This is a genomic window from Micromonospora sp. TSRI0369, assembly GCF_001905625.1.
GTDB classification, from domain to species: Bacteria; Actinomycetota; Actinomycetes; order Mycobacteriales; family Micromonosporaceae; genus Micromonospora; species Micromonospora echinospora_A.
In genome coordinates, this window is sequence record NZ_LIVU01000005.1 from 487,905 (window position 1) to 509,440 (window position 21,536).

Below are 21,536 nucleotides of genomic sequence, written 5' to 3' on the forward strand. Positions count from 1 at the left end.
GATCGGCGCGAGGATGCCGGGATGGGAAACCACGAGACCGCCGAGGACAGGCCCACGAGGTCCAGCCGGCGTACCTTCCTCACCGCCTCCGCCGCGGCCACCGCCGCCGCCGTCGCCACCCCGCTGGCCGCCGCCCCGGCCGCCGCCGCGACCGGCGCGCCCCCGGGCCCGGGCCGCCCGGCCCGGCCGCAGCGGCCCGGCCGCGAGCTGACCGCGCTGCTGCGCGAGATCGACAGACGCCGGATCGAGGCCACCGTGCGCCGGCTCGCCGCGTTCGGCACCCGCCACACCCTGTCCAGCCAGACCGATCCGGTACGCGGCATCGGCGCCGCCCGTGACTGGATCCACGCCCAACTGTCCGGGTACGCCGCCGCGTCGGGCGGCCGGATGAGCGTCGAACTGCAGTCGTACGTGCAGCAGCCCGCCTCTCGCATCCCCACCGCGACCACCATCACCAACGTGGTGGCCACCCTGCGCGGCGACGTCACGCCCGAGCGGGTGTACGTGATCACCGGCCACTACGACTCCCGGGCCACCGACGTGATGGACGCGGTCAGCGACGCGCCCGGCGCCGACGACGACGCCTCCGGCGTGGCGGTGGTGCTGGAACTGGCCCGGGTGCTGTCCACCCGGCGCACCGAGGCCACCGTCGTGCTCGCCGCCGTCGCCGCCGAGGAGCAGGGCCTGTACGGCTCGGCGTACCTGGCGTCGCAGTTGAAGGCGGCCGGCGTCGACGTGCAGGCGATGTTCAGCAACGACATCGTCGGGTCCAGCACCGCCGACGACGGCACCCGCGACCCGCGTACCGTGCGGTTGTTCGCCGAGGGAGTGCCGACCGCCGAGACCCCGGCCGAGGCGAGCGTGCGGCAGTCCGTCGGCGGCGAGAACGACTCCCCCTCGCGGCAGCTCGCCCGGTTCGTCACCGACGTCGCCGAGAACTCCGCCACCGGCATGGACGTGCGCGTCATCTACCGGCGGGACCGGTACCTGCGCGGCAGCGACCACATCTCGTTCCTGCGCGAGGGCTGGCCGGCCGGCCGCTTCACCGAGCCCAACGAGGACTTCGCCCACCAGCACCAGGACGTGCGCGTGGTCGACGGCATGCAGTACGGCGACCTGCCCGAGTTCTGCGACTTCGACTACATCACCCGGGTGGCCCGGGTGAACGCCGCGACGCTGTGGTCACTGGCCCAGGCGCCCGGCACGCCGAAGAACGTGACAGTGGTGACCACCAACCTGACCAACGACACCACGCTGCGGTGGCAGCGCGGCCCGGAGCCGGACCTGGCCGGGTACGAGGTGGTGTGGCGCGAGACCACCGCCGACCAGTGGCAGAAGGTGCTGCCGGTCGGCGACGTCACCGAGGTGACCATCGACCTGTCCAAGGACAACGTGTTCTTCGGCGTACGGGCGGTGGACCGGGCCGGGCACCGCAGCCCGGTCGCGTTCCCGAAGCCGGGTAGCTGAGGCTGCTCGGTGGTTCTTCCGGGGTGCCGGGCCTTCGCGGGCCCGGCGTCCGGCGGCTCGGTCGTCAGGCGGTGATCGCCCAGCGTTCGTGGTCGCGCCACGCGCCGTCGATGAACAGGTAGTCCGGGGAGAAGCCCTCCAGCCGGAAGCCGAGACGGCGCGCCAGCCGCTTCGACGGCTCGTTGCCGGGCTGGATGTTCGCCTCCAGCCGGTGCAGCCCCAGCGGCCCGAACGCGTACCCGATCACCAGCCGCACCCCGGCCGAGGCGTGTCCGGTCCCGGCGTACGGGCGGAACGCCGCGTACCCGAGGTAGCCGCCGCGCAACGCGCCCAGCACGATGCCGCTGATGTTCGCGTACCCGGCGATCTCGCCGCTCTCCCGGTCGCAGAACAGGAACCCGGAGCTGTCCCGCCGCCGGATCTTGCGCAGGTACGCCGCGTACCGCTGCGCGTCGTCCGGCGCAGACAGCCACGGATGGTGCAGGTCGCGGCTGCGCCGGGCGGCGGCGACGAACTCCGCCTCGTCGGCGGGGCGGGGACGGCGGATGGCGACGCGGCCGTCGCTGCGCAGATATCGCACCGCTCCACTCTCGGCCACCGCCCCCACCCCGCCCCACCCGGGTCAGTTCCGCCGCCCGCCGTCCTACTCACCGGGAGCACCGTCCCACCTCTCAGGACCACAAGAGATCTTGGACGGAAAGCGCCCCAATAGGGGCCATTTCGCACCAAGATCTCGCCCACCACGAGGGCTCGTCCCGCTCAGCAAGACCGCCAGTCCGCCCCTTGGGCACGACGGGCGCCAGGGCGCTCGCCGACGCCCACGCCGACGCCCACGCCCACGCCCACGCCCACGCCCACGCCCACGCCCACGCCCACGCCCACGCGATCTTGCAGTTAGTGCCCGGAAGCTGCCCGCTTTGCGAGGTTTGCCGGGCAACAAAGTGCAAGATCGCGCGCGGAAGAGTGGGTCTTGCGGCCTGTTGAGCAAGCGGACCCGTCTGCGATGTGCGGGGCCGGGTGGTTTGGCATTGAGTGTCCGGTTCGCTTGTGGGGGCGAGGCTGTGGTCGGTGCCACCGTGAGGGTGGAATCGGTGGCGGGCGCGGGGCGTTGTACATGGCTGACCCCCGGGGCACCGGGACGAGCGCCGAACACCAGCCCGCGCGAGCGGGTCGCCAGGTCAGGGAATCGGCCCGGCCCGGACGTCGTTACACACACACCCTCCCGAGCGACGGGCACGCCGCCGTCCCCGGGAATGGCGCCGGCCCGGACATCGTTACATCCCCCAGGCCCACGCCCCCGGTCACCCCGGCTGGCAGCCACCACCCGGTGGGAATGACCCCGGCCCGCAGGTCGTTGCACCCCCAGAGCCGCGCCGAGCAGGCCCCCGAGCCGCCCGCGTGCCAGCCCTTCCACGGGCACCCCAAGACTTCTCCCCCTCGCGGCAGCCCCCATCGCCGCGTACCCCCGACAGAGAGGCAACTGATCATGGCTACCACTCTGCTGCGCAAGACCGTTCTGACCGCTGCCGGTGTCGCCGCCACCGCCGGTGGCATCGCCGGCCCCGCGATCGCCGCCCACGCCGCCCCCACCACCGGCACCACGAGCGTGGTGGCTGACCGTAAGGGCCACGGCGAGCGCGAACTGGACGTGCGCTACGAAGCCCAGCCCAACTTCTACTTCTGCGGCCCGGCCGCCGCCCGTAACGCGCTGAGCGTGCAGGGCAAGAACATCGACGTGCACGCCATGGCCGAGGAGATGGGCACCACCGAGGCCGGCACCAACTCCATCAACGACATCACCCCGATCCTGAACAAGGAGACCGGCAAGGACGTCTACAAGTCCACCGAGATCCCCGTGGACAAGGCCCGCGACCGCGACAAGGTCGACAAGCTGCGCGCCGACGTGGTCAAGACCGTCGACGACGGCCGCGCCGTGGTGGCCAACATCGCCGGCACCGCCACCGACACCGACGGCAACACCCACTCCTTCGAGGGCGGCCACTACATCAGCGTGGTGGGCTACCGCGACGGCGGGAAGGTCGTAACGATCGCCGACTCGGCCAACCCGACCCAGGCCTCCTACCGGATGGACGTCGACGAGCTCGCCCGCTGGATCGCCAGCCGCGGCTACAGCTCCTGACCGAACGACCTGACGAAGGGCCCGACCCCCACCACAGGGGTCGGGCCCTTTCGCGTGTATGCAACGGCTGCCTTCCGGCCACCTCGCCGTCACGCGGGTGTCGTCACCCGGACGGGTCGCTCCACCACGCTGGGTCGCGCCGGACCATCCGGGCGAGCGCGAAGGAGCAGCAGTGGCAGCCGAGGAGGCGACGCACCGCCCACCGACCACGCACCGCCCAGCCGCGACGAGTCACCCCGACGTGAGCGTCGTCGTGCCGGTCTACAACACGCTGCGCTACCTGCGCCAGTGCCTCGACTCGCTGCTGCGGCAGACGATCGGGCCGGACCGGATGGAGATCGTGGCGGTGGACGACGGCTCCACCGACGGCAGCGGCCGCCTGCTGGACCGGTACGCCGCGCGGTACCCGGGCACGGTACGGGTGGCGCACCAGCCCAACTCCGGTGGTCCGGCCGCGCCGTGCAACCGGGGACTGGACCTGGCCACCGGCCGGTACGTCTTCTTCCTCGGCTCCGACGACCGGCTCGGCCCGGAGGCCCTCGAACGTCTGGTCGCCGCCGCCGACCGGTACGGCTCGGACGTGGTGCTCGGCAAGGTGGTGGGCGTCAACGGCCGGCACGTCTTCTCGGACGTGTTCGCCGGCGGCAACGCGGTCGACGTGAGCCTGTTCGACTCGGCGCTGCCCTGGTCGCTGGCGAACACGAAGCTGTTCCGCCGCGAGCTGGTCGACCGGCTCGGGCTGCGCTTCCCGGAGGACATGCCGGTCCTCAGCGACCAGCCGTTCACGCTGGCCGCCTGCTACCACGCCCGGCGGGTCTCGGTGCTGGGCGACTACGACTACTACCACGCGGTACGCCGCCTGGACGCCCGCAACATCACCTACCACAGCCGGGTCGAGCAGCGCCTGGTCAGCGTGGAGCGGCTGTTCGCATTCGTGGCCGACCTGATCCCCGCCGGCCCGCGCCGGGACGCGGTGCTGTGCCGCCACGTCGGGCTGGAGCTGGCGAACCTGGTGGGCGACGACTTCCGGCACCTGGACCGGGCCGCGCAGGAGCGGGTGCACGACACTGTCGCCCGGCTGGTGCGGCGGCACGTCACCGACGGCCTGCGGGACCGGCTCGGCATCGAGGCCCGGCTGCGCCTGGGCGCGGTGACCGCGGGCGGGGTCGACGAGCTGCTGGCCGTCATCGCGCAGGACACCGACCGGGGGGTGCCGGCGACGGTGTTCGACGGGGACCGGTGGCACGCTGGCTACCCGGGCGCGCCGGCCGGCTGGACCGACGTCACCGACGTACGCGCAGACTGGCTGGCACGGCTGGACGCCGTCGACGTGAGCTGGGTCGACGGGCACACTCTCGCGGTGACGGCGCGCAGCCCGTACCCCCGGTTCGCCGCGGAGGCCGGGCCGGTGCGGCTGCTGGCCGGTCCGGTCGTGGGCGCCACCCGGGTCGACGCCGGCGACCCGACCGCCCGCACGGTCCGCACGGAGTTCCCCCTCGATCGGCTCCTGGCCGCGAGCTCCGCCGAGGGCCGGCGTCATCCGGTACGCGCCGAGGTGGACGGCGACCACGGGCGCGGCGGCGCCGCGGTGCGCGTGCCGGGGCTCGCCCTCGGCCGGCCCCGCCTGCTGCGGCACGGCGCCCGGCTGTACGCGGTGGCGGCCACCGTCGACGCGCGCAACGGTCAGCTCGTCCTGTCCGTGGTGCCGGTGACCGTCGGGCAACTCGTCGGGCGGCTGCGGCGGCGCGGCCCGGCCGCAGCGCAGGGGTCGGGGCGCGGCCCGGCCACCACGCAGACGTCAGGGCGCGGCGCGGAAGCCCGGCTCGGCCGGCATGGGCACCTGGAGGTACGTGGTGCCGCGCAGGTCCAGCCAGGCCCGCTGCGGCGCGCGGACCAGGCGCACCATCACTCCGGAGCAGGTGGGACAGCGCCCGACCAGGCCCGGGGCGTGCGAGTAGACGTGCAGCCCGGCCATCGGGCCGGTCATGCCGCAGTTGTCGCAACGCCCGGTGGTGGCGCTCAGGTCGACGGCGAACAACTCGCGCAGCGGCCCGTCGAGCATGTTGCCATCCAGGTAGGACAGGTCGGTCATCCGCTCTCCTCGGGTCGTCAGCCGGTCGGGCCGAACCGTTCGGTCCGCACGCGCCGGGTCGGGTGACCGAGCCCCACCAGCAGGTCGGCCACGGTCTCCACGAATCCGGTGGGGCCGCAGACGTAGCAGAGCGGCTCCAGGTCCGGCGGCCAGCCGTGGCTGTTCACGTCGGCCAGGCCGATCCGGTGCGGCTCGCCGCGCCAGCCGTCGGGCGCGGTGCGGGTGTAGACGTACGCGACGTCCAGACCCTGGTCGTCGCGGGCGCGGCGGCGCAGCTCGTCGGCGTAGATCACGTCGTCCGGGGTGCGCACCGAGTAGACGAGCCGAAACGGGGTGCGGCTGCCGGCGGCCCGGCGCGCGCGGATCATCGCCATCAGCGGCACGACGCCGGATCCGCCGCCGACCAGCAGCACCGGCGCGGTCTCGTCGGTACGCCAGACGAACCAGCCGCCGACCGGTCCGCGGACCTCGATCGGGTCGCCCTCGGCGTAGGTGTCGGTCAGGTACGGCGACACCTCCCCGTCGGGCACCCGCTGCACTGTGACCTCGATCCGCTCGCCGTCGGCGGGGCCGGCCAGCGAGTACGACCGGGCGGCCTGGTAGCCGTCCTCGGCGGTCAGGCGCAGGTCGACGTGCTGTCCGGGCAGGTGCCCGGGCCAGCCGGGCACGTCCAGCACCAGCGTCTGCGCGGTGGGCGTCTCGATCCGCCGCTCGGCGAGCCGGGCCACCCGCCACATCAGCGGCGCGACGCGGCGGCCCTGCGCCTGCGCCGTCACCTCAGTCGCCCTGGTAGCGCTGCTCGCGCCACGGGTCGCCGTAGTCGTGGTAGCCGGCGGTCTCCCAGAAGCCGGGCCGGTCGTCGACGAGCAGCCGGATGCCGTGCACCCACTTCGCCGACTTCCACAGGTACAGGTGCGGCACGAGCAGCCGCGCCGGGCCGCCGTGCTCGGCCGGCAGCGGCCCTCCGTCGTACGTGTGCACCACCCAGGCCCGCCCGCCGCGCAGGTCGTCCAGCGGCAGGTTCGTGGTGTAGCCGCCGTAGGAGTGCGCGAGCGCGTACCGGGCGGAGGTGTCGACGCCGTCGAGCAGCGTGTCCAGGGAGACGCCCTGCCAGGCGGTGCCGAGCTTGGACCAGCGGGTGACGCAGTGCAGGTCCACAGTCGGCGTGTCCTGCGGCAGGCTCATCATCTCGTCCCAGGACCAGCGGTACTCGGCGCCGGTCTCACCGGTCAGCACGAACTCCCAGGTGTCCAGCGGCACCCGCGGCGTCGGGCCGGCGGAGAGCACGGGGAAGTCCTCGGTGAGGTACTGCCCCGGCGGCAGGTCGGAGGCGGACGAACGGGGCCGGCCCTGAAAGCCCGGCGAGACGATTCCCACCCGTCAGTCGTACCACCGCCGGCCGTGCCGGGGCAGCGGTTCCCACCGAGTCAGGCGCCGCCTCCGCCCTGCACCTCGTGCACGACTGTGCGCTTGCCGTCGCCGCTGTCCCGGGTGGCCCGGAGGCTGGTGATGGTGACGATCACCAGGACACCGATGATCACGCCGAGCGAGGCGAGCGTCGGAATCTCCGGCACGCCCTCCCAGATGCCGTGCGCCCAGTGCAGGCCGAGCTTGAGGCCGATGAACGCCAGGATGACGGCCAGGCCGTAGCTGAGGTGCACGAGCCGGCTCAGCGCGGCGTGCAGCACGAAGTAGAGCGCCCGCAGGCCCAGCAGCGCGAAGGCGTTCGTGGCGAAGACCAGGTACGGGTCCTCGGTGATGCCGTAGACGGCGGGCACCGAGTCGACGGCGAACACGATGTCAGTGGCCAGCACCGCGACGACGACGAGCGCGAACGGGGTGAGCGCCCGGCGGCCGTTCTGCATGATCGTCATGCGGGCGCCGTGGTAGTCGTCGACCACCGGCATGACCTTGCGCAGCAGTCGTACCGACCGCATCTTGTTGATGTCGACCTCCTGCTCGTGCCCGCTGAGGGCGTCGCGCAGCAGCTTCACCGCGGTGGCGATGAGGATGAGCGCGAAGAGCAGGAAGGCGAAGTCGAGCGTCTTGAGCGCGGCGGCGCCGAGCGCGATGAACACGCCGCGCAGCACCAGGGCGCCCGCGATGCCGTAGAGCAGCACCCGCTGGGCCAGCACGGAGGGCACGGCGAACGCGGCGAGAAGCAGCATGAAGACGAACAGGTTGTCGACCGACAGCGACTTCTCGACCAGGTAACCGGTGAGGTACTCGATGCCCTGCTGGCTGCCCCAGCGCGACCAGATCCAGGCGCCGAAGGCCAGGGGCAGCGCGATGTAGAAGGCCGACCAGCCGAGGGCCTCGCGCATGGAGACCTCGTGCGGCTTGCGGGTGACCAGGAAATCCAGCACCAGCAGCACGAGCACGCCGACGATCGTCACCGCCCAGAGCGTGGGCGTACCGACCGACGACAGCTCGGACGCAGCCAGGGGGGACAATTCGGGCATGGAACCTCCTCGAACACCGTGTCATGTTCGAGGTCTCCTTCACCCACGTTTTCGTGGGCAACCACCCGGGGCTCGCCTCGGCGGCTTGCCGTACTGACCGGAATGATTCGTGGGAAGTACTCCCCTCGCCTGCACAAGGCTAGGTCACCGCCGGACCGGACGCCAAGTCGGGACACAGATGCTTGCCCTGGTCAACAGCTGCGCCGGGGACGACGGGCATGGCGCCAGGTCATCGCGGCCCCTAGGGTGACGCGGGTGACCAATCAGGGACCGCTGACCGGCGTACGGGTGATCGAGCTGGCCGGGATCGGGCCCGGGCCGTTCGCGGCGATGATGCTGGCCGACCTCGGCGCGGACGTGGTGCGGGTCGACCGGCTCGGCGGCGGCGGCTTCGGCGCCTTCCCGGGCGACCTGCTCAACCGCAACCGCCGCTCGGTCGCGGTGGACCTGAAGCAGCCCGCGGGCCGCGACCTGGTGCTGGCGCTCGTCGCCGGGGCGGACGCGCTGGTGGAGGGCTTCCGGCCCGGGGTCACCGAGCGGCTCGGCCTCGGCCCGGGCGACTGCCTCGCCGTCAACCCCAAGCTGGTGTACGGGCGGATGACCGGCTGGGGGCAGGACGGCCCGCTGGCGCAGCGCGCCGGGCACGACATCGACTACCTGGCGCTGACCGGCGCGCTGCACGGGGTGGGCCGGGCCGGTGAGCGTCCGGTGCCGCCGATGAACCTGCTCGGCGACTTCGGCGGCGGCGGCATGATGCTGGCCCTCGGCGTGGTCGCGGCGCTGCACGCGGTGCGCGGCGGCGCGCCCGGCCAGGTGGTCGACGCCGCCATCGTGGACGGCGTGTCGGTGCTGGCGACGCAGATCCACGCGCTGCGTGGCATCGGCCTGTGGCAGGACCCGCGCGGGGTGAACCTGCTCGACGGCGGCGCGCCCTTCTACGACACGTACGAGTGCGCCGACGGGCGGTACGTGGCGGTGGGCGCGCTGGAGCCGCAGTTCTACGCCGAACTGGTCCGGCTCACCGGTTTCCCGCTGGACGGCGACGACGCGCCGGACGGCGGCGCGCTGGACCGGGACGACCCGGCGAACTGGCCGGCGTTGCGGGCCGCCTGGGCGCGGCTGTTCCGCACCCGCACCCGGGACGAGTGGACGGAGCTGCTGGCCGGCACGGACGCCTGCGTGGCGCCGGTGCTCGACTGGGCCGAGGCGCCGGAGCACCCGCACCTGCGCGCCCGGGACGCCTTCGTCGCGCCGGACGGGGTCACCCAGCCCGCGCCCGCGCCGCGCTTCTCGGCCACCCCGACCAGTGTGCGGCGGCCGCCGCCGAGGCCGGGCGAGCACACCGACGAGGTGCTCGCCGAGGCCGCCGGGGTGGACGCCGGCCGGATCGCCGCGCTGCGCGCCGCCGGTGTGATCGCCTGATCGCTGCCGGCCGGGTCAGCGCCGGTGCGTGGCCGCCGGGGCGAGGGCCGGTTCCACCATGTCGCGGTAGTCGCGGGGGAACTGGACCACGACGTCCTGGAACTCGCCGCCGCCGATCGCCTCGCGCAGCGTGGTGAACACCGCGCGGACCGCCTCCCGGGCGGTGTTCTCGTCGCAGTCGGCGCGGCGGGCGACCCGGGCGACGAACTCGGCCGCGCCGAACCGGTCGGCCGCCTCGTCACGCGGGTACGGGCTGAGCAGCCCCTGCAGCGGTTTCGGCAGTTGCGCGGCCAGGTCCAGCACCTCGCCACCGGTCAGCCGCTGCGCGAACGTCTCCAGCGTGGCGGCGGTGAGCGTGGCGGCCCGGTCCTCGCTGGTGCCGGTGAGCCGGGCGACCCGGCCCACGAACGTCAGGTAGTGCATCGGTGGTACCCCCTTCGGTGCGCCCACCGCGGCTACCCGCCCCGGCGCTGCGGAAACGGCTCCGCCAACGACGGCACGTTTTCCGCGGCGGCGGGCGTGAGCGGCGGCGCGACGGGTAACCGCCGCCCGGTCGTGACCCCAACTACTGCCGCGAGGAGCCCGACTGATGGCGAGTTACTCGGACGTCCTGGAGTACCTGTCCGCGCTGGACTATCCGGCCGGGAAGGACGACGTCATCCGCGAGGCGGAGCGGGAGGGCGCGCCGCCGGACGTGTTGCGGGCGTTGCGCGCGCTGCCCCCGGTGGACTATGCCAACGGCACCGAGGTGGCCCGCTCGGCCGGCATCGACGCGGCGCCCGAGGTGAGCCGCTCGCAGCGCGCGGCGCAGGCCCGGGACGACCACCCGCGCGTCTCGCAGCACCTGCGCGGCATCTGAGCACCGCGGGGAGAGCCGGCGGGCGACACGGCCGCCGGCCTCGGCGTGCCCGGCCCGCGCGCGACCGTCGCGCGCGGACGGTGGCGCGTGACGTCGCAGGTGAGCGGTCGCGCGTCCGGTTCGCCGGCGGGCCCGGGACAGGCGAGCGCCCCAAGTCACGAACCGCGACCTGGGGCGCCACGCAGCACCTTTCCCCAGCGGTTCACGCCCGAACCGGGTCGCGACCGCAGAGCGGTGAGATGTTCGCCCGAACCGGGCGGGCATCGCTGCCACGATCATCATACGACGCAACATCAGCCGAACGGGTGAGAATCGCGAAACTGTGGCCGGGCGCACGCCCGCGCTCAGGCGGTCACCTCGGCGTACCGCCGCTCCAGGTCCACTCGCGCCAGCGCTCCGACCAGCCACGACAGTCGTTCCGACTCGCCGCTGCCGGCCAACCCCGCGAGGTCGCCGGCGGTGCGGCCCAGGCCGAGCCGGCGGGCCGCCGCGAGCGCTCGCCGGTCGGCCACCGGCGCCGCCTCGCGCCACAGCGCCTGCGCCTCGCGCAGGAACAGGTCGCACACCTCGTCGTCCACTCCGGGCAGATCGATCAGCAACCGCCGCTCCCCCGCCGGGTCCTGGCGCGCGGCGGTACGCAGCCGGCGCAGGTCGCCCCGGTACGTGTCGACGAGCGTGCGGGCCAGGTCCCCGAGCGTGTCGGCGAGCCCGGCCAGGTCGCCGCGCAGCCCGGCGGCGCGCAGCACGCGTACCCGGTCCTCGTGGCGGGACCGGGCCATCCGCGCCGCCGTGTCCCAGCCGGCGTCCCGCAGCGCCGTGGCCGCGTCGACCGCGCGGTGGAAGTCGCCCCGGCGAGCCAGCAGGACGGACAGGTAGAGGACCTGGAACAACTGGGCCGGGTTGTTCGTCACCCGGAACCCGAAGCTCTCGGCGAACCCGCGGCCGTCCCCGGCGAGCCGGCGGGCGAGCCGCTTCTTGTCCGCGACGTCGCGCGGGGCGGTCTTTGTCGGCATGCCGCCGACTACCCAGGCGACGGCCCGGCATTCGGGTACGACGGTCAGCCGCGTACGCCGCCACTGCGGTCGCGGGCCTTGAGCCGGGTGGTGGGCAGCGCGGGCGCGGGCAGCGGCGGCGCCGCGTCGTCGGCGACCACGCCGAAGCGGCGACCGGCCATCCAGTCCTCCCGGGCGGCCACTACCTCCTCGTGCGAGCGGCCCACGAAGTTCCACCACATCACCAGCGGCTCGTCGAACGGGGTGCCGCCGAGCAGCAGCAGCCGGGTGCCCGGTTCGGCGCTCAGCGTCAGCGCGCTCCGGCCGAGACCCAGGTAGAGCAGCGCGCCGGGAGCCAGCGCCGTGCCGTCACAGTCGGCGGCGCCGGACATGGCCAGCAGCGCGTACTCGAAGTCCGGACGCAGCGGCAGCGTGGCCGGCGCCGCGCCGCGGACCTCGAGCTGCGCGCCGACCAGCGGGGTGTGCACGACGGCGGGCGAGCGATGCCCGCCGAACTCGCCGACGAGCAACGTGACGTCCAGGTCGCCGTCGCGCCAGCGGGGCAGGTCGGCGTGGTGGGCGAAGTCCGGGTCGCCGGCGCGCGCGGGGTCGGGCAGCGCCACCCAGAGTTGCACGCCGTGCATCAGCGGCGGGTGCACCAGCGGGGAGCGCTCGGAGTGCGCGATGCCGCGCCCGGAGGTCATCACGTTGAGCTGGCCGGGGCGGATGGGCTGGACGTTGCCGAGGCTGTCGCGGTGCAGGATCTCCCCGTCGAGCAGCCAGGTGACGGTCTGCAGCCCGGTGTGCGGGTGCGGCGGCACCTCCATGCCGGGCCGGTCGGCGACGTCGTCGGGCCCGAAGTGGTCGACGAAGCACCAGGCGCCCACCATCCGGCGCTGCCGCTGGGGCAGCAGCCGGCGCACCGTGGTGTAGCGGCCGAGGGGGACGTCGTGCCCCGGCAGCAGCACGCTGCCCGGGTCGGTCGGGCCGACGCCGGGCGGAAGCGTCTGGGCAGGCAGGGATTCGGTGCGGTCCACCACCCCGACTGTACGCTCAGTCCGCCGTGACGCTCACCGCGTTCGCGCCCGCGGCCAGGTCGAGGTAGAGCCGGTCGGCCGCCCGGTCCCAGCCCGGTGAGCTGACCAGGTCCCCGGCGGCGATCCCGCCGTGCCGCTCCTCGTAGACGGTCAGGGAACCGGCCCCGGCGGCGACCCGCACCCGGACCGGCGGCGCGCCGGGCACGGTGACGGTCAGCTCGCTGACCCCGCCGGTCATCCGGACGGTGAGCGAGCCGTTCAGCCGGGGCAGCAGCAGCCGGGTACGCGAGGCGCCGCCGACCAGGTCGATCCCGGCGAGCCGGGCTTCGCCCAGGTCGAGCCGCTGCTCGCTGACGCCGCCGACGAGCCGCAGCCGCCAGGTGACCCGGGAGTTGAGCACCACGTCGACGGCGGCCGGCCCCCGGCGGCCGTTCTCCTCGATCCGCAGGCGGACCCGGTCCCCGACCATCAGCGGGCGCGGCGTGACCCCGGCGTCCTCGGGTACGTCGATGCGGTACAGGTCGGCGCCGAGGTCGGCGGTCCGCAGGGTGAACCGGGTCAGGCCGTCGGTCAGCTCGAACTCGGCGCGCTGCCGGCCGGCCCGGGGCGCGGCGAGCGTCTGCGCCCCGGCGGCCTCGGCCGCGCCCACACCTCCGGCGCCGGTGGCCGGCGACGGGGGCGCGCCGCCGGAGAAGACCACGCCGAGCCGGCCCGGGTTGGACAGCGTCACCGCCACGGCCACCCCGCCGAGCACGACCACCAGCACGGCGGCGGCGGCCAGCAGGCGGGCCGCGCCGGACCAGCGGGGTCGGGTCAGGCCGGGCTCATCCTCGGATGCGGTCATGGTCGTCCCCTCTCGCCGGTCCCCACCGGGTCATACGTGTCCGTTTCCCACTCGGTTCATTCCCCTTGGGCGGCAGCGGTACGGGAGCGCACCTTGGCGGCGCACGCGGTCAGCACGGCGTGGGCGTCCAGGCCGAGGCTCTCGATGGCGACGAGCGCGGTGAACGCCACGTCGGCCAACTCGGCGGCCACCTCCTCGCGGGTGTGCGTCACGCCCTTGCGCGGGTTCTGGCCGAGCAGGCCGATCCAGGCCGCGGCGACCTCGCCGGCCTCCTCGCCGATCTTGAGGATGCGACAGGTCAGTTCGGTGTCGCCGCGGCCGTTCGCGGCGTCCAGCCAGGCGCGCGCGTCCCGCGCCGTTGTCCAGATGGTGGCGTCCACGGCAACCAGTGAACCTGACCGCTCAAACCGTTCGTATCCTGGGGCGACGCCGGTCGCAGGGCCGGTGTGCGAGGCGAGAGGAGGTGCCCGTGATGCCGGAGACCGTCGAGTCGGTGTTCGCCGGCGTGGTCGCCCGGAACCCGGGAGAGCCCGAGTTCCACCAGGCGGTCCGTGAGGTGCTGGAGAGCATCGGTCCGGCCCTGGCCCGGCATCCCGAGTACGCCGAGGTGGTCGAGCGGGTCTGCGAGCCGGAGCGGCAGATCATCTTCCGGGTGCCGTGGGAGGACGACCAGGGCCGGGTACGGGTGAACCGCGGCTTCCGGGTGGAGTTCAACAGCGCGCTCGGCCCGTTCAAGGGCGGGCTGCGCTTCCACCCGTCGGTCTACCTGGGCATCGTGAAGTTCCTCGGATTCGAGCAGATCTTCAAGAACGCGCTGACCGGCCTGGCGATCGGCGGCGGCAAGGGCGGCGCGGACTTCGACCCGAAGGGTCGCTCCGACCGCGAGGTGATGCGGTTCTGCCAGAGCTTCATGACCGAGCTGTACCGGCACATCGGCCCGCAGACCGACGTGCCGGCCGGTGACATCGGGGTGGGCGGCCGGGAGATCGGCTACCTGTTCGGGCAGTACAAGCGGATCACCAACCGGTACGACGCGGGCGTGCTCACCGGCAAGGGCCTGGCGTACGGGGGCGCGCAGGCGCGCCGGGAGGCGACCGGGTACGGCGCGGTGTTCTTCGCCGACGAGATGCTCCGGCAGGCGGGTGACAGCCTGGAGGGCAAGCGGGTGGTGGTGTCCGGCTCCGGCAACGTCGCCATCTACGCGATCGAGAAGGTGCACCAGCTCGGCGGCACGGTGGTGGCGTGCTCCGACTCCGGCGGCTACGTGGTCGACGAGAAGGGCATCGACCTGGCGCTGCTGCGGGAGCTGAAGGAGCAGCGCCGGGGACGGTTGGCCGAGTACGCCGAGCACGCGCGCAACGCCGTCACGGTCGCGGACCGCAACGTCTGGGAGGTGCCCTGCGACCTGGCGCTGCCCTGCGCCACGCAGAACGAGATCGGCGGCGCGGAGGCCGCCGCGCTGGTGGCCGGCGGGTGTGTCGCGGTGGTGGAGGGGGCGAACATGCCCACCACGCCGGAGGCGGTGCGGATCCTCGGCCGGGCCGGGGTGCGGTTCGCGCCGGGCAAGGCGGCCAACGCCGGCGGCGTGGCGGTGAGCGGGCTGGAGATGCAGCAGAACGCCAGCCGCGACACGTGGACGTTCGGCGAGTCGGAGCAGCGGCTGCGCGAGATCATGCGGGACGTGCACGACCGGTGCTGGGCGACCGCGGAGGAGTTCGGCCTGCCGGGCGACTACGTGGCCGGCGCGAACATCCAGGGGTTCCGGCGGGTGGCCGAGGCGATGCTGGCGCACGGCCTGGTGTGAGCGGCACGCGGGACGGGCGCTGACCGAGCGGTCGGTCAGTGATTGACAGCTCTCGAAGCCCGGCCTAGGTTCAGGGCGCTACCGGTCGGTAGGCATCCGTCCCGCGTCGTCGCCCCCGTCCCGGGGTGGCACCCGTCCCCGGGGAGCAGCGATGCAGCCCTCACCCGTCCGCCGCCGGCTGCTCGCCGTCGGCATGGCCCTCGCCTTGACGCTCGGCCTCACCGGCGCGGCCCCCGCCGCCGCCACCGGCCGCGACGACGGCAGCGGCCCGCTGCCCGGCTACACCATCGTCAACCCGCCGCTGCCGCCGCTCGTCGTCGGCGGGGCCGCCACCACCGTGCGGCAGGGCGTGCACGCCAACGCCGGGTATGTCATCGAGATCCCCGCGCGCTGGAACGGCGAGCTGGTGATGTGGGCACACGGCTACCGCGGCCAGGGCACCGAGCTGTCGCCGGAGCCGCCCGGCTTCGACCTGCGGCAGCGCCTGGTGGCGCAGGGGTACGCGTGGGCGTCGTCGTCGTACGACCGCAACGGCTACGACGTGCGCTCCGGCGTACGCAGCACCCGCGCCCTCGCCGACCTGTTCAGCCGTACCGTCCGCCGCCCGCACCGCGTGCTGATCGCCGGGGTGTCGATGGGCGGTCACGTCATCGGCCGCTCGCTGGAGCAGTACCCCGGCTACTACGCCGGGGCGCTGCCGATGTGCGGGGTGCTCGGCGACCAGGAGTTGTTCGACTTCTTCCTGGACTACAACCTGGTGGCGCAGGCGCTGGCCGGGGTGCGCGCGTACCCGACGCCGCCGGACTACCTGACCTCGGCGGTGCCCCGGATCCAGGTCACGCTCGGCCTGGCCGGGCTGAGCCCGGGCGGCCCGGACACCACGAACGCGCTCGGCAAGCAACTGCGCGCGGTCACCGTGGCGCGCTCCGGCGGGCCCCGGCCGGGCGCCGACGCCGCGTTCGCCGTCTGGAAGGACTTCCTGTTCGGCATCGCGGTCAGCGAGGCGGACGGCTCCCCCGCCCGGCGCCCCGGTCAGCTCGCCACGAACCTGTTCACCAGGTACACGCCGAACCAGCCGGTGAACCTCGACGCCACGGTGCAGCGGGTCGCGCCGGAGAACCTGCGCCAGCGGCTCTCGCCGACCCTGACCGAGGTGCCCCGGATCGCCGGGCGGCCCACCGCGCCGGTGCTGAGCCTGCACGGCCTCGGCGACCTGTTCGTGCCGTTCGGCATGGAGCAGGCGTACGCCCGGGACGTGGCCCGGCACGGCCGGTCCCGGCTGCTGGTGCAGCGGGCCGTCCGCACCGCGCAGCACTGCGAGTTCAGCCCGGCCGAGGCCGGCGCCGCCTGGGACGACCTGACCCGCTGGGTACGCACCGGAAAGCGCCCGGCCGGTGACCCGGTCACCGACGCGCGAGCGGTGGCGGCGCCGGACTTCGGCTGCCGGTTCAGCGACCAGGCCGCCCGGGCCGCCGGCGCCGGCACCCGCCCGCTCTATCCGGCCTGTCCGGTTCAGCCCTCCTCGCGGCCGTACCAGCCGCCCCGGTAGACAGTGCCCTGCCGGGCCGACTCCGACTCCGGCGCCGGTGCCGACTCCGGTGCCGGGGTCGGGTCCGGCGCGAGGGCGGTCCGGCGCGAGCGGCGGACCCGGCTGACCACGAACCAGCAGAACCCGGCGACCACCGCCACGATCACGATCTTCTGGAACGTGCCGGCGTACGCCTCGACCACGTGCCACTGCTCACCGAGCAGGTACCCGGCCAGCACGAACGTGGTGTTCCAGATCAGGCTGCCCAGCGCGGTGTAGAGCAGGAACACCGGCACCGGCATCCGTTCCACCCCGGCCGGGATGGAGATGAGACTGCGGAAGATCGGAATCATCCGGCCGAAGAACACCGCCTTGACGCCGTGGCGCAGGAACCACGCCTCGGTGCGGTCCACGTCCTCCAGCTTGATCAGCGGCAGCCGCGCGGCGAGGGCGCGCATCCGGTCCCGCCCCAGCGCCGCGCCGATGTAGTAGAGCGCCAGCGCGCCCACGATCGACCCGAGTGTGGTCCAGACGATCGCACCGACCAGGCTCATCCGGCCCTGGCTCGCGGTGAAGCCGGCCAGCGGCAGGATCACCTCGCTGGGGATGGGCGGGAACAGGTTCTCCAGCGCCACCGCGAGCCCGGCGCCGGGACCGCCGAGCCGTTCCATCAGGCCGGTGACCCACCCGGTCACCCCGTCGCCGGACGGCTCTGCCGCCCGCGCGGCGCTCACCCGGTGGCCGGCGAGCAGCTGTGCGTTTCCGATCATCCGACCAACGTTACGGGGCGAAGCCGTGGACGGCCACGCGTGATGGGAACCATTATCGTGTGCGGCATGCGTACGCCGTTGCGGATCGCGGTCGCCCAGCCGCTCACCCTCTCCGACGACGTCGAGGGCAACGCGGCACGGCACGCCGACGCCGTGCGCGCCGCGTCGGCCCGGGTGGTGGTCTTCCCGGAGATGTCACTGACCGGGTACGAACTGACGGCCGCGCCGCTGGACCCGGACGATCCCCGGCTCGCGCCGCTGCGCGCGGCGTGCGCCGAGACCGGGACGCTGGCGCTGGCCGGCGCGCCGGTGCCCGGGCCGCACATCGGGGTGCTCGCGGTCGACGGCGAGGGCGTGCGGGTGGCGTACCGGAAGATGTGCCTGGGTGGAGCGGAGCCGCAGCACATGCGGCCGGGCCGGGAGCCGGCGGTGCTCGATGTGGACGGCTGGCGGCTGGGCCTGGCGGTCTGCAAGGACACCGGCACGCCGGAGCACGCGGCGGCGACTGTGGCGCTCGGCGCGGACGCCTACCTGGCCGGGGTGCTGGAGTCCGCCGACGACGCGGCGGTGCCGGAGGAACGGGCCCGCCGGGTCGCCGCCGCGCACGGCGTGTGGGTGGCGACGGCGAGTTTCGCCGGGTCGACAGGGGGCGGGTACGCGCGCGCCGCAGGCGGTTCGGGGATCTGGTCACCGGCGGGTGAGCCGGTGGTCCGCGCCGGCGCGGATGCCGGTGAGGTGGTCACCGGAACCCTGCACTGAGGACGAGAGACGGCCGGGCGCCTCAGCCCTCGTCCCCGCCGCGCAGCCGCTCGTAGCCGTCGAGCAGCTTGCGCAGCCCGGCGGCGGTGACGCGATCGATCTTGTCGTCCTCGGCGGCGTCCTCGATCTTCTCGCGCAGGTCCTCGACCCGCTTCTCCCGGTCCTTCGGCTTGCCCCGCTCCAGCTCGGCGGCCTTCTTGCGCAGGTCGTCGGCGGTCTTGCCGTCGATCAGCCCGATCGACTCGGCCCGGTCGAGCAACTCGTCGAACCGGTCGCCGAGCTGCCGCAGCGTCACCGGCTCGGGCGCCGTCGACGGCGGCGCCGCGCTGCTGGGCTCGGGCGCGGGCGGCTCGGCCGCGCGCGTCGACGGGCCGGCCGTGGGCGCGGCGGCCGGCGGTGCGCCGGAGCCGTCGCCCCACAGCAGCGAGCCGACCACCGCGAGCAGCAGCACCACGGCACCGGCGACGAGCAGCCCGAACAGCCGGTTCGAGGAGACGGCCGGGCGCGGCGGCGCGACGGGACGCCGCGGCGCTACCGGGCGGGCCGTGGCGGCCGGAACCCGCTCGACCAGGGTGGGCGAATGCGCCACCGGCGCCACGGTGGGCAGGATCGCGGTCGGCGGATCCGCCGGGCGGCCCGCGCCGAGCCGCTCGGCGAGCCGGGCCGCTGTGGGCCGCCGCTGCGGGTCCGCCGCGAGGCAGGCCAGCACCAGATCGGCGATCTCCGGCGGCAGGCCGGGCACCCGCGGCGGCGGCACCGGCGACCGGTTGCGCCGCACCTCCAGCACGTCGTCCCAGCTGCGCACCGGCAGCGGGGCCCGGCCGGTGAGGCTGCGGTACAGCAGCACGCCGAGCGCGTACACGTCGCCGGCCGGGTTCGCCGGGCCCGGGTCGAGGCGTTCCGGGGCGAAGTAGGCGGGGGTGCCCATCAGCAGCACGCCGGTGTGCCCGGTGACCGGGTGCGGGCCGGCGGGCGCGGCGATGCCGAAGTCGAGCACCTTCGCGCCGGTCTCGGTGAGCATCACGTTCGCCGGCTTGATGTCGCGGTGCACCACGCCGATGCGGTGCGCCGCGGCCAGCGCCCCGGCGACCTGCCCGGCCGTGCGGACCGCGTCCGGCCAGGCCAGCGGCCCGCCGGCCAGCCGGTCGGCGAGCGTCTGCCCCTCCACCAGCTCCATCACCAGGTACGGGACCACGACGCCGCTGTCCAGCGTCGCCTCGCCGTAGTCGTACACCTGGGTCACGTGCGGGTGGGTGAGCCGCGCCGCCGCGCGGGCCTCGCGCTGGATCACCGCCCGCAGTTGCGGGTCGGCGGCGAGCTGCCCGGCGAGGGCCTTGACCGCGACGGAACGGTGCAGCACCTCGTCGTCGGCGCGCCACACCTCGGACATCCCGCCGAGGCCGATGCGCTCACGCAGGACGTAGCGGTCGTGCAGGCGCAGGGCGGGCGTGAACGGCGACATAATTCACCAGGCTGCCACGTGCGGCACCGGCCGCACCAACCCGCGCCCCCCGTTTCGTACCGTTCCGGCGTTCTTCCGCCCGCGTCAGCGCTTGCGGGCGACCCCGCCGTACATGCTGACGTCGACCACCGACGGCCGCGGCTCCGGCTCGCCGTCGGCGTGCCACTCGGCCACCGAGCAGACGCCCGGCTCGACCAGTTCGAGGCCGTCGAAGAAGCGCACGACCTCCTCCCGGCTGCGCAGGTTGATCACGCCGTGCGGGCCACCGCCCCGGGCCGCCGCCTTCGCCTCGGCGGCCACCTCCGCCGGAAGGTAGTCGTGGGTGGCGTGCGAGGCGGCCAGGTAACTGCCCGGGGGCAGCGCGTCGAGAAGGGTGTCGACTATCGCGTACGGGTCCTCGCCGTCGGGCACGAAGTGCAGCACCGCCAGCAGCATCAGCGCCACCGGCTGCGACAGGTCGAGCGTGCGGCGCAGATCGGGGTGAGCCAGGATCCGCTCCGGGTCACGCAGGTCCGCGTCGAGGTAGGCGGTGACGCCGTCAGCCGAACTGGTGAGCAGCGCGCGGGCGTGGGCCAGCACGATCGGGTCGTTGTCGACGTACACCACCCGGGCGCGCGGGTCGATCGCCTGCGCCACCTCGTGGGTGTTGTCGGCGGTGGGGATGCCGGTGCCGATGTCCAGGAACTGCCGGATGCCCGCCTCACCGGCCAGGTGACGCACCGCGCGGCGCAGGAACCGCCGGTTCTCCAGCGCGCTGATCCGGATGGTCGGGAAGCGTGCCGCCATGGCGTCGCCGGAGTCACGGTCGGCCTGGAAGTTGTCCTTGCCGCCGAGCCAGTAGTTGTACCGGCGGGCGGGGTGCGCCACGGTCGTGTCGATCCGGTCGCCGAGCGGCCCCGAACCGGGCGCCGTCCCTGGTGCGTCGCTGGTCAAGGCCGCCTCCACGACTCGGGTGCCACAGTCCACTGTCTCCGGTGCGGATCATGCTACTGCCCGGGGCCGGGCCGGTCAGGCGGGGTACAGCTCGTCGCGAAGGCGGGCCAGCAGCTCACGGGTGCGCTCCGGCGGTGCGGCCTCCACGCACAGCCGTTCCATCGCCTCGGCGTAGAAGTCGAGGTCGTCGCGCTTGTCCAGGTAGATGGCGCTGGTCAGCTGCTCGATGTAGACGATGTCCGGCAAGTCGGCGTCGCCGAAGCGCAGGATGCTGAAGGCGCCGCTGGCCGCGGCGTGCCCGCCGGCGGAGAACGGGACGATCTGCAGCCGTACGTGCGGCGCGGCGGTCGCCTCGATCAGCGCGTCCAACTGCTCGCGCATCACCGCGGTTCCGCCGATCGGGCGGCGCAGCGCCGCCTCGTCGAGCACCGCCCACAACTGCGGCGGGTTGCTGCGGCGCAGCAGCTCCTTGCGCTGCATCCGCAGCTCCACCCGCCGGTCCAGCTCCGCCGCCGACGCGCTGCGGTGCCCGAGCAGGATCACCTCCCGGGCGTACGCGGCGGTCTGCAGCAGGCCGGGCACGAACTGCACCTCGTACGTGCGGATCAGCGCGGCGGCGGCCTCCAGGCCCAGGTACGCCTGGAACCACGCGGGGAGCACGTCGCCGTAGCGGTGCCACCAGCCCGGGCTGTTCGCGTCCCGGGCGAGCTTGAGCAGCGCCTCGCGCTCGGCGGCGTCGGTGACGCCGTAGAGCGTGAGCAGATCGGCCACGTCGCGCTCCTTGAAGCCGACGCGGCCCAGCTCCATCCGGCTGATCTTCGACTCGGAGGAGCGGATCTCCCAGCCGGCCGTCTCCCGGCTGACCCCGGCCCCCTCACGCAGCCGCCGCAGCTGCCCACCGAGCAACATGCGCAGCACGGTGGGCCCGCTTGTCGGACCACCCTCGACGGGCACCGTCGCCACCT

21 protein-coding genes and 1 pseudogene are annotated in these 21,536 nt (G+C 74.2%); 8 read left to right on the forward strand and 14 right to left on the reverse strand.

The genetic code is table 11. From position 1 onward, the window contains the following. The first annotated feature begins 21 nt into the window (after window positions 1-21). The gene (locus AMK25_RS19545; RefSeq protein WP_073829772.1) at window positions 22-1,467 is read left to right on the forward strand and encodes a M20/M25/M40 family metallo-hydrolase; all 1,446 of its coding nucleotides are present in this window, start codon (window positions 22-24) and stop codon (window positions 1,465-1,467) included. Between the two features lie 64 nt (window positions 1,468-1,531). Here the strand turns inward: AMK25_RS19545 and AMK25_RS19550 are convergent, their stop codons facing one another. After that, window positions 1,532-2,065 carry a GNAT family N-acetyltransferase gene (locus AMK25_RS19550; protein WP_073830039.1) on the reverse strand — a complete coding sequence of 178 codons (534 nt, stop codon included), beginning with the start codon at window positions 2,063-2,065 and terminating at the stop codon, window positions 1,532-1,534. An 888-nt stretch (window positions 2,066-2,953) separates the two neighbouring features. On the opposite strand from AMK25_RS19550, the gene AMK25_RS19555 reads away from it, so the two are divergent. Beyond that, complete coding sequence (locus AMK25_RS19555; protein WP_073829773.1) at window positions 2,954-3,607, forward strand: C39 family peptidase; 654 nt, start codon at window positions 2,954-2,956, stop codon at window positions 3,605-3,607. A 172-nt stretch (window positions 3,608-3,779) separates the two neighbouring features. Further along, window positions 3,780-5,360: pseudogene (locus tag AMK25_RS19560) on the forward strand (glycosyltransferase family 2 protein); the annotation flags it as partial. Window positions 5,361-5,405: 45 nt separating this feature from the next. Here the strand turns inward: AMK25_RS19560 and AMK25_RS32755 are convergent. From AMK25_RS32755 to AMK25_RS19575, 4 genes are read right to left on the reverse strand one after another with little or no spacing between them, the layout of a single operon-like run. Further along, window positions 5,406-5,699, reverse strand: coding sequence for a DUF6510 family protein (locus AMK25_RS32755; RefSeq protein WP_225980862.1), 294 nt, complete (start codon window positions 5,697-5,699; stop codon window positions 5,406-5,408). A gap of 17 nt (window positions 5,700-5,716) precedes the next feature. Further along, window positions 5,717-6,436, reverse strand: coding sequence for a ferredoxin reductase (locus tag AMK25_RS19565; protein WP_192900350.1), 720 nt, complete (start codon window positions 6,434-6,436; stop codon window positions 5,717-5,719). A 40-nt stretch (window positions 6,437-6,476) separates the two neighbouring features. Further along, window positions 6,477-7,076 (reverse strand): sulfite oxidase-like oxidoreductase, encoded by a 600-nt coding sequence (locus tag AMK25_RS19570; protein ID WP_073829775.1) that lies wholly within the window; start codon window positions 7,074-7,076, stop codon window positions 6,477-6,479. Window positions 7,077-7,126: 50 nt separating this feature from the next. Then, window positions 7,127-8,161 carry a TerC/Alx family metal homeostasis membrane protein gene (locus AMK25_RS19575; RefSeq protein WP_073829776.1) on the reverse strand — a complete coding sequence of 345 codons (1,035 nt, stop codon included), beginning with the start codon at window positions 8,159-8,161 and terminating at the stop codon, window positions 7,127-7,129. 246 nt (window positions 8,162-8,407) lie between these two features. On the opposite strand from AMK25_RS19575, the gene AMK25_RS19580 reads away from it, so the two are divergent. Next, window positions 8,408-9,583 (forward strand): CaiB/BaiF CoA transferase family protein, encoded by a 1,176-nt coding sequence (locus AMK25_RS19580; protein ID WP_073829777.1) that lies wholly within the window; start codon window positions 8,408-8,410, stop codon window positions 9,581-9,583. A 15-nt stretch (window positions 9,584-9,598) separates the two neighbouring features. Here the strand turns inward: AMK25_RS19580 and AMK25_RS19585 are convergent, their stop codons facing one another. Continuing rightward, on the reverse strand, window positions 9,599-10,006 hold the full coding sequence (locus AMK25_RS19585) for a DUF2267 domain-containing protein (protein ID WP_073829778.1): 408 nt from the start codon (window positions 10,004-10,006) through the stop codon (window positions 9,599-9,601). 166 nt (window positions 10,007-10,172) lie between these two features. Here AMK25_RS19585 and AMK25_RS19590 point away from each other — a divergent pair, with 166 nt between their 5' ends. Continuing rightward, window positions 10,173-10,442, forward strand: a complete 270-nt coding sequence (locus AMK25_RS19590) for a DUF2795 domain-containing protein (protein WP_073829779.1) — start codon at window positions 10,173-10,175, stop codon at window positions 10,440-10,442. Window positions 10,443-10,786: 344 nt separating this feature from the next. On the opposite strand, the gene AMK25_RS19595 is transcribed toward AMK25_RS19590, so the two are convergent. The 4 genes from AMK25_RS19595 to AMK25_RS19610 are packed head-to-tail and all read right to left on the reverse strand — an operon-like array spanning window position 10,787 to window position 13,695. Continuing rightward, on the reverse strand, window positions 10,787-11,455 hold the full coding sequence (locus AMK25_RS19595) for a hypothetical protein (protein WP_073829780.1): 669 nt from the start codon (window positions 11,453-11,455) through the stop codon (window positions 10,787-10,789). Between the two features lie 44 nt (window positions 11,456-11,499). Beyond that, a complete protein-coding gene (locus AMK25_RS19600; RefSeq protein ID WP_073830040.1) occupies window positions 11,500-12,471 on the reverse strand; it encodes a pirin family protein in 972 nt (323 codons plus the stop codon). A gap of 16 nt (window positions 12,472-12,487) precedes the next feature. Continuing rightward, the gene (locus AMK25_RS19605; protein WP_073829781.1) at window positions 12,488-13,315 is read right to left on the reverse strand and encodes a hypothetical protein; all 828 of its coding nucleotides are present in this window, start codon (window positions 13,313-13,315) and stop codon (window positions 12,488-12,490) included. Window positions 13,316-13,371: 56 nt separating this feature from the next. Continuing rightward, entirely contained in the window at window positions 13,372-13,695 is a 324-nt protein-coding gene (locus AMK25_RS19610; RefSeq protein WP_073829782.1) for a MazG-like family protein, read from the reverse strand. A gap of 92 nt (window positions 13,696-13,787) precedes the next feature. Here AMK25_RS19610 and gdhA point away from each other — a divergent pair, with 92 nt between their 5' ends. Together gdhA and AMK25_RS19620 are read left to right on the forward strand one after the other, a co-directional pair. Beyond that, the gene (gene gdhA, locus AMK25_RS19615; protein ID WP_073830041.1) at window positions 13,788-15,119 is read left to right on the forward strand and encodes an NADP-specific glutamate dehydrogenase; all 1,332 of its coding nucleotides are present in this window, start codon (window positions 13,788-13,790) and stop codon (window positions 15,117-15,119) included. A 151-nt stretch (window positions 15,120-15,270) separates the two neighbouring features. Continuing rightward, a complete protein-coding gene (locus tag AMK25_RS19620) occupies window positions 15,271-16,668 on the forward strand; it encodes an alpha/beta hydrolase family protein (RefSeq protein WP_073829783.1) in 1,398 nt (465 codons plus the stop codon). On the opposite strand, the gene AMK25_RS19625 is transcribed toward AMK25_RS19620, so the two are convergent. After that, on the reverse strand, window positions 16,632-17,417 hold the full coding sequence (locus AMK25_RS19625) for a DedA family protein (protein ID WP_073829784.1): 786 nt from the start codon (window positions 17,415-17,417) through the stop codon (window positions 16,632-16,634). The two genes, AMK25_RS19620 and AMK25_RS19625, sit on opposite strands and share 37 nt — an antisense overlap. A gap of 66 nt (window positions 17,418-17,483) precedes the next feature. Between AMK25_RS19625 and AMK25_RS19630 the strand changes: the two genes are divergently transcribed. Further along, window positions 17,484-18,176, forward strand: coding sequence for a carbon-nitrogen hydrolase family protein (locus AMK25_RS19630; RefSeq protein WP_073829785.1), 693 nt, complete (start codon window positions 17,484-17,486; stop codon window positions 18,174-18,176). A 22-nt stretch (window positions 18,177-18,198) separates the two neighbouring features. Here AMK25_RS19630 and AMK25_RS19635 read toward each other — a convergent pair whose 3' ends face one another. From AMK25_RS19635 to AMK25_RS19645, 3 genes are all read right to left on the reverse strand, one after another. After that, entirely contained in the window at window positions 18,199-19,638 is a 1,440-nt protein-coding gene (locus AMK25_RS19635; RefSeq protein ID WP_073829786.1) for a serine/threonine-protein kinase, read from the reverse strand. A gap of 84 nt (window positions 19,639-19,722) precedes the next feature. Next, window positions 19,723-20,571: an SAM-dependent methyltransferase gene (locus AMK25_RS19640; protein ID WP_073830042.1), complete on the reverse strand. Its 849-nt coding sequence runs from the start codon at window positions 20,569-20,571 to the stop codon at window positions 19,723-19,725. A 75-nt stretch (window positions 20,572-20,646) separates the two neighbouring features. Next, window positions 20,647-21,534, reverse strand: a complete 888-nt coding sequence (locus AMK25_RS19645) for a helix-turn-helix domain-containing protein (protein WP_073829787.1) — start codon at window positions 21,532-21,534, stop codon at window positions 20,647-20,649. Window positions 21,535-21,536: the final 2 nt, after the last annotated feature.